6 protein-coding genes and 2 tRNA genes are annotated in these 7,377 nt (G+C 37.7%); 5 read left to right on the top strand and 3 right to left on the bottom strand.

The annotated features are described in order from the left end of the window. Positions 1-54: 54 nt before the first annotated feature. Both AC22ZQ_RS11005 and AC22ZQ_RS11000 read right to left on the bottom strand, forming a co-directional pair. Positions 55-129, bottom strand: a tRNA-Pro gene (locus tag AC22ZQ_RS11005). Between the two features lie 158 nt (positions 130-287). After that, positions 288-374: transfer RNA gene (locus AC22ZQ_RS11000), tRNA-Ser, on the bottom strand. Positions 375-557: 183 nt separating this feature from the next. Here AC22ZQ_RS11000 and AC22ZQ_RS10995 point away from each other — a divergent pair. Next, on the top strand, positions 558-1,424 hold the full coding sequence (locus AC22ZQ_RS10995) for a bestrophin family protein (protein WP_318958822.1): 867 nt from the start codon (positions 558-560) through the stop codon (positions 1,422-1,424). 425 nt (positions 1,425-1,849) lie between these two features. On the opposite strand, the gene AC22ZQ_RS10990 is transcribed toward AC22ZQ_RS10995, so the two are convergent. Further along, positions 1,850-2,701, bottom strand: coding sequence for a Cbp1 family collagen-binding glycoprotein adhesin (locus AC22ZQ_RS10990; RefSeq protein ID WP_318958821.1), 852 nt, complete (start codon positions 2,699-2,701; stop codon positions 1,850-1,852). 188 nt (positions 2,702-2,889) lie between these two features. Here AC22ZQ_RS10990 and AC22ZQ_RS10985 point away from each other — a divergent pair, with 188 nt between their 5' ends. The 4 genes from AC22ZQ_RS10985 to trxA form a co-directional block, all read left to right on the top strand. After that, positions 2,890-3,732 carry a hypothetical protein gene (locus AC22ZQ_RS10985; protein ID WP_318958820.1) on the top strand — a complete coding sequence of 281 codons (843 nt, stop codon included), beginning with the start codon at positions 2,890-2,892 and terminating at the stop codon, positions 3,730-3,732. A 68-nt stretch (positions 3,733-3,800) separates the two neighbouring features. Then, on the top strand, positions 3,801-5,585 hold the full coding sequence (locus AC22ZQ_RS10980; RefSeq protein ID WP_318958819.1) for a M61 family metallopeptidase: 1,785 nt from the start codon (positions 3,801-3,803) through the stop codon (positions 5,583-5,585). A gap of 9 nt (positions 5,586-5,594) precedes the next feature. Continuing rightward, the gene (locus AC22ZQ_RS10975; RefSeq protein ID WP_318958818.1) at positions 5,595-6,884 is read left to right on the top strand and encodes a sialidase family protein; all 1,290 of its coding nucleotides are present in this window, start codon (positions 5,595-5,597) and stop codon (positions 6,882-6,884) included. 178 nt (positions 6,885-7,062) lie between these two features. Continuing rightward, the coding region (gene trxA / locus AC22ZQ_RS10970) for a thioredoxin (RefSeq protein WP_318958817.1) at positions 7,063-7,377 on the top strand (315 nt) is incomplete at its 3' end.

Raw genomic sequence — 7,377 nt, 5'->3', positions numbered from 1 at the left:
TCTAAAAAGGATGTAAATCCATAAAAAAAAGGGGATGATTTCTCATCCCCTTTGTCGGGGTGGCAGGATTCGAACCTGCGACCTCCTGCTCCCAAAGCAGGCGCGATGACCGGGCTACGCTACACCCCGATTAATGGAGATAATTCCTATTAATCTTTTGTTATTTCAAGTCTTTATCTTTCAATTGCAAGGGTTAGATTCGTTAACCATTCCCTGATTGCGGTTGCAAAGATAATCAACTTTTTTTAATCCGCAATTAAAATTGAAATAATTTTAATTTTTTTTTGCGGTGAGAGCGGGATTCGAACCCGCGGTACGATTGCTCGTACGTCAGTTTAGCAAACTGGTGGTTTCAGCCACTCACCCATCTCACCGTTGTGTTAAAGAACTGGCCGCAAAATTATGAATTCAATTGGTTCTTCAAAAGAAAATCATGCTTTTTTTTCAAAAAAATATCGATTAAAAATATAGGTGGCTGTTCCTTAGCTTTTTAAGATTTTGGTATACCTCATACTTCAAGCATGTTTCTATATTAGTAGTCCTTTAAAACGTGAAAGATGATAAAATACAACCCCAAAAATTGGTTTAAACTCGTAGTAGGTATACATAAAAGTGACACCCTAGCCATCTTGTGGAAGGAGTTGCTTTACTTTTTTGTCTTCACAATGGGGATTTGTTATGTTGCAGCCACCTATTTTCCCGGGTCGATGATGTTAGAAAACTTGCTCACTATATATTCAATTATAGGTTTTGTAATTTCACTTTTGTTGGTTTTTCGTACCAATACCGCCTATGATAGATGGTGGGAAGGAAGAAAAAAATGGGGCGAAATGGTAAATGATGCCCGAAATTTGGCGGCTAAATTAAGTGTGTTAGACTTAAAAGAAAGTGAAAGAGACTTCTTTAATAGAATGATTTCGAACTATGTTTTTGCCATGCGCGATCATCTAAGAGAAGGTGTTGTGATGGAGGAATTACTTTTGAATGAACAAGAAAAGGCCACGTTAGTAGAAAAAGGCCATGTACCTTCTCAACTTGTTAAAATGATTTATGCTGAAGTCAACATCTTGGTGAAAGAGGGGAGACTTAGTCAGGAAGCTTATATTACCGTTGAGCATACGTTGAATAATTTCTTGAATAATATTGGAGCGTGTGAGCGTATTAAGAACACACCCATTCCTTATTCTTATAGTATTTTTATAAAGAAGTTTATTTTTCTCTACACCGCCTCCTTGCCCTTGGCCTTGTTAGAATTCTTTGAATACTACACCGCCATTATTGCAACGCTAGTTTTTTACATCTTGGTAAGCATGGAAATATTGGCAGAAGAAATAGAAGATCCCTTTGGGAAGGACGAAAATGATTTACCTACTTCAGAATTGTCTTTGAAAATTCAGCAGAACGTACAAGAACTTTTTTATTAGGCCAATGGCCGGGTCATCCGTTCCTAGTAGCTTTGGTTAGCGTTAAGTCGCTATAACGGAGTGTGGGCTTCTGTTAGTCGCCCAGCACCCCTAACAGCCACTAAGCGCTGCCTTAAGCTACTACCACTGCTCCCCCTATTGGAATATACTCGTGATTGTTTACAGTAAAAGAAGTTGTAAGCACCGTTGATAGTGAGGTACTAGGTATTGCGTCTAAGTTAATATCTGCTAGCGGTAGAAGTGACAGGCGAGCTTATGAAGGGTTTTCTGAACTTGGGCTAGCCTTGCGACCACCGGAAGCGCAGGTGAGCCTTAGTATAAGTTGCCCTGCAGAAGCTTGACTATAACGGATAACGCGCCCGAGCAGCCCAAAAAAATACCTCTCCTTAAAAAGAAGAGGCATTTGCAATGTGTATATTGATTTGTTACTTGATTTCTATCACCAAGTATTTAGATATTTTCCAGAATTTCTGAGCATCGGTAATGATCAGTTTTCCATTCTCCCACTTGTAAGAGTCAGACGGGTGATCGGTGATGAATTTTGGATCTTTACCTCCAACGGTAATTTCTTTAATTTTTGTTTTATCTGCTTTGGTAAAGTAATTCTCGTTCATGTCTGCACTCAAATCTGTCTTTTTACCAATACCAATGAAACCACCTTCTTTTACAATAACGTTGTTCTCTACCAATTCTTCAACAGAACCCATTGTATAGTAAACTGTATTGAGCTCCATCATGGTCTCCAAGTTTAAATCAACTTGTTCTTGGTATTGATCAAAGAGTTCAGAGTACTGTACGTCAAGATCCGCCAATTGATTTTGAAGGCTTTCAATTTGTTCGTCTTTCGCTTTAATCTGCAATACCAAACGATCTACCATAGATTGTAATTCATCTATGCGCATGTTGTTGGACTTCAATTTGTTTTGCAGTTGTTTGACCTTACGTGCATTTTGCTCACGTAAAAAGTTGATGTTTTGAATTTGTTGTAGAATTTCTTTTCTACCGTCTTCACCTAGTTCTGGGTCGTTACTCTTGATTTGAATATCGTCCTTTTTCACACTTATAGAAGCCAGGTTGTCTTGAATTTCGTTAAAAAATGCGATAGACTCGTTGATCAGGGAGTCTTTGTTGTTGAGTTCTAATTTGAGTTGTTCAACTTGATTTTGAAGTTGAAGGTTTTCTGCATTCTGATTGTTAAGGGCAGCCTCTTGAACATCGCTGTTGTTTGTACAAGCCACTAAAGAAAGGGCGCAAAATCCGAGGATGTATTTGTTCATCGTAAACGTTTTAGTGTGAGGTTAACAAAGCTAATTAATTATATGGAATGGGGGAAGGGGGAGGAGGGGAAAGTTTTGGGGAGGGGATAATTATCAATTATTGACTGAGTATCCGCAATCCTTCCGTAAAGTTGCATCACGAAGAAAAAGTTTGTAACTTATTGTTAATCAATCTAAAATAATAAGTCATGAATAACTTAACCTTTTATTCTACCTATTCCAATGAAAAAACGTGTGTAGAATTTCTAAAACCATTTTATCAAAAAGTAGTTAATGATTGTTCAAAATGTGGACATGATAAGTTAAAATGGTACAATTCATTTTGTGGATGGAGGTGCCTGAAGTGCTCGAGTAAGGTGTCTTTGAAATCAATTTCTTTTATGCGAGATAGTAATAAAAGTTTTACGGAGTGGATGGAGATCTTACACTTAGTGTTGAATACGAAAAAGGCATATTCGATTAAAGAAATATTGCGTTTGTCACGGCAAACAAGATATGAAACTGTTTTTCATATGATTCGTAAAATTCAACAAGAATTGGCAACGATTAATCAACTAGAAGTACAGGAAAAACACGCAATTCTCGATGTTTCAGAGCTACATGAAAATAGCGCAACACTACCTGGAGAATTAGAAGTTTTTATTAACCTCTCTCAACGAAGAACAAGGGACCAATTACGTTTTGTTTTACCGAGAGAAATAGAGACAGCTGAACTTCGGAAAAAGCAATCCTTGTTGTGTGCATGTAACTATCAATTTCCAAAATTGTTAGTGAAACAGAAATGTAGTTTTCCCAAAATTGAAACGTGTTCTCAAATAGCTTTAAATGACAAATGGATGCACAAGGTTAAAGAGAATTTAATGAGAGTATTAGATGGAATTCATCATGAGTTATCTCTATTTCATATACAAGGAAAGTTAGACGAATATTGTTTTAAATACAACCATAGACATGCTCAAAGACCTAAACTGGTAGTTTTCTTTGATAGCTTAAAAATTGAGTTTCGGAAGAATTCCGTACACTCAAGATAGGGGCTTGTTTGGATCGCATAAAAGCATCAAAATAAAATTTTATCTTTGAGAAAAATTCAAACAACAGTATGAAAAAACTTTTTTCTACAGCTCTAATTTCCCTTGCTACCCTATCTATTTGGGCGCAAGAAGTGAGCTATAATTTAAGTATGCCCAAACCGCAAAATCACTACTTCAACGTAGAGATGAATTTGCAAGATTTCTCTAACGATTACATCGATATACAAATGCCAATTTGGGCGCCTGGATCTTACTTAGCGCGCGAGTTTCCTAAAAATGTAAACCTTGTCAAAGCAAAAAATCAAAACGGGAAAGAACTGGAAGTTTACAAGACCTCTAAAAATACTTGGCGTATAGAAAAGAATAAAAAAGATGACGTGGTGGTGAACTATGAAGTTTACGCTTTCGAACTTTCTGTTCGTACAAGTTTTCTTGATTTAACGCATGGTTACCTTAACGGAACGAGTGTTTTTATGTACCCTAAAGGACACAAAGACCTTGGTGGTGAATTAAACATTACACCTTATAAAGATTTCAAAAAAATCACAACTGCCTTGCCAAAGGCAGGAGACGGGGTTGCTAACGATAACAACACGCAGCGTTTTACCTACAACAACTATGATCATTTAGCAGATTGTCCAATTGAGATTGGTAATCAAGAAGAGTTTTCTTTCCAAGCAGCGGGTGTGAAGCACAATGTTGCCATTTACGGAGAAGGAAACTACGACGTAGAAAAGTTGAAGGTGGATATGGCAAAGATTGTGGAAAGTGCGACATCCATTTTTGGCGAAAACCCGAACAAAGAATACTGGTTTATTATTCACAATACCTTGAACGGTGGTGGAGGATTGGAGCATACCAATTCTACAACTTTAAACGTAAATCGTTGGTCATATGAAGGAGGGGCTTACTTAGGGTTCTTGTCTTTAGTAGCACACGAATACTTCCACTTGTGGAATGTAAAGCGTATCCGACCCGATGCTTTAGGACCTTTTAATTACAACGAAGAGAATTACACTTCTTTATTGTGGGTGATGGAAGGATTTACTTCTTACTACGATGAGTTGATTTTACGTAGAGCTGGTTTTTACAGTGAACAACAGTACTTAGGTAGATTAAAAAGTACCTTGAATTACGTGGAAGGATCTGAAGGGAATAAAGTGCAACCAGTTGCCCACGCTTCTTTTGATGCATGGATAAAATCGTACCGACCAAACGAAAATTCAGCAAACACTACAATTTCATACTATTCAAAAGGAAACTTGTTGGCGTTGGTGATTGATGCGATGATTATTGACAAGTACCAAGGTGAAAAGTCTTTGGATGATTTTATGCAAGTGTTGTACAACAAATTCTACAAGAAGTTAAACCGTGGATTTAGCGAAGATGAATTCCAAGCTGAGCTAGAAGACTTTTTAGATATGGATTTAAATGAATTCTTCCGTGATTTCGTGTACGGTGTAGAAACAATTCCGTACAACAAGTATTTGTCTAAAATCGGATTAGAAGTGAAAGATGCGAGTACAACAACTCCTTCTTTCGGAAGTTCAGTAAGTGAGCAAGATGGTAAGTTAATGGTGAGAAGAATCAGAGCTAACTCTGCAGCAGAAGATGCTGGTTTGAGCGTTAATGACGAAATCCTTTCTATTAATGGTTACCGAATGGACGCAGCGAAGTTTTCATCTTTCTTAGGAACGATGGCTCCTGGAGATAGCTTTACCTTAATCGTTTCTAGAGATGACGTGTTACGTGTGTTAGAAGCAAAAATGGGAGAGCACAAGCAAGATAGATACGAATTTGTATTGGATACTGCAGAAAACTCATTGGCGAGATACTGGTTGAGATTACAATAATTAAAAAGTATGATGAATTTATTTTTTAGAGGGATATGTTTAAGTATCCCTTTTTTTGGCTTAAGTCAGCACTTTAAAGAAGTGCAAATTCCTAAACCAGATAGTGCAACCTATAGCTATGCTCAAGTAGAGCCAAGTATTGCTATCAATCCTTTAAAACCTAAAGAGATGATAGCCGGAACTGTGATGGATGATTATTATTACTCTACGAATGGAGGGAGGAAATGGAAGTCTAAAACATTGCGTTCTAAATATGGTGTGAATGGAGACCCCGTGATGCACATAGATCAAAAGGGGAGGTACTATTATTTTCATTTGGCAAGTCCTAAAACATTCGGACATCACCTCGATCGCATTGTCTGTCAAAGTTCTTCAACAATAGAGGGTGATTTTAATCAAGGTTCTTACACCGCTCCAGAAGGTGTTAAAGTGCAAGACAAACATTGGGTGACAGAGAATTCGTTAAATGGCGAGTTGTATCTTACTTGGACACAGTTTGATGCTTATCTTTCTGAAAAACCGGGAGACAGCTCTCACATTATGTTTGCCAAATCTTCCGATCAAGGTGAGACATGGTCAGCACCAAAGCGTATTTCTCAAAGAGGTGGTGATTGTTTAGACGACGATAATACAGTGGAGGGTGCTGTGCCAGCTGTAGGACCTGATGGAACTATATACGTAGCCTGGACAGGACCTAATGGTTTGGTTTTTACCAAGTCAACCGATGGAGGAGAGACATGGCTCGAAAAAGAAATAGATGTAGCGCAACAAGTTGAAGGTTGGACACTTACTATTCCTGGGATTTATCGCGCAAACGGATTGCCAATTTTGAGATGCAACCCTAAAACCGGTGATTTGTTTTTGAATTGGGCCGATCAACGCAACGGGACAGGGGACACCGATATTTGGATCTCGAAATCAAGTGACAGTGGGGAAACATGGTCTGATCCTATTAAAGTGAACCAAGATGAAAGTAAACGTCATCAGTTTTTTACATGGTTAAGCATAGATCCAATTACAGGGTATTTGTATGTGGTTTATTACGATAGACGTTCAACCGAAGGTAATGCAACCGATGTATATTTAAGTGTGAGCAAAGACAATGGCGACAGTTTTACAGATTACAAAGTCAGTTCTTCCTCTTTTGTTCCGGATGACAAGGTTTTCTTTGGAGATTATACCAATATAGCTGTATATGATGGGGTTATACGACCTGTTTGGTCGCGTATGGATGAGAAAGAAATAAGTCTTTGGGTGGCTTTAATTAGTCAGAAACAATTGGATAAAATAAATAAGTAACCTAGGATACATAATTTCCTGTATGGAATTCAGACCTTTGCCGTCTAAAGAGTAAAATTGAGGTGTTTTTAGCATGCCAAGCTGTCAGTAGAATTTAATTGGTAAAATATTTGTCTGATAGAACTGAAACGTTAAATTTATCCTCGGATAAGGAATTATAAACATTAAATAAATAGAAATGGCAGTAGAAATTACAGATGCTAACTTTGACGAAGTAGTAATGAACTCAGATAAACCAGTTATGGTTGATTTTTGGGCTGAATGGTGTGGACCTTGTAGAATGGTTGGACCTATCGTTGATGAGATGCATGGAGAGTACGACGGGAAAGCAGTGATTGGAAAGGTAAATGTTGACCAAAACCCTGGAATTTCTGCTAAGTTTGGAGTAAGAAACATTCCAACAATCTTATTCATCAAGAATGGTGAAGTTGCTGATAAGTCTGTAGGAGCAGTTCCTAAAGCACAATTGGCATCTAAATTAGACGCGATTCTT

The organism is Lishizhenia sp. (genome assembly GCF_057456495.1).
Note: the sequence above shows the minus strand (reverse complement) of the source record. Positions and strands in the feature narration are given on the sequence as shown.

Bases quoted from the DNA above. Each gene is read 5' to 3' on its own strand.
- AC22ZQ_RS10995 (WP_318958822.1), top strand. From the start codon at position 558: ATGATAAAATACAACCCCAAAAATTGGTTTAAACTCGTAGTAGGTATA.
- AC22ZQ_RS10980 (WP_318958819.1), top strand. From the start codon at position 3,801: ATGAAAAAACTTTTTTCTACAGCTCTAATTTCCCTTGCTACCCTATCT.
- AC22ZQ_RS10975 (WP_318958818.1), top strand. From the start codon at position 5,595: ATGATGAATTTATTTTTTAGAGGGATATGTTTAAGTATCCCTTTTTTT.
- AC22ZQ_RS10990 (WP_318958821.1), bottom strand. From the start codon at position 2,701: ATGAACAAATACATCCTCGGATTTTGCGCCCTTTCTTTAGTGGCTTGT.
- AC22ZQ_RS10985 (WP_318958820.1), top strand. From the start codon at position 2,890: ATGAATAACTTAACCTTTTATTCTACCTATTCCAATGAAAAAACGTGT.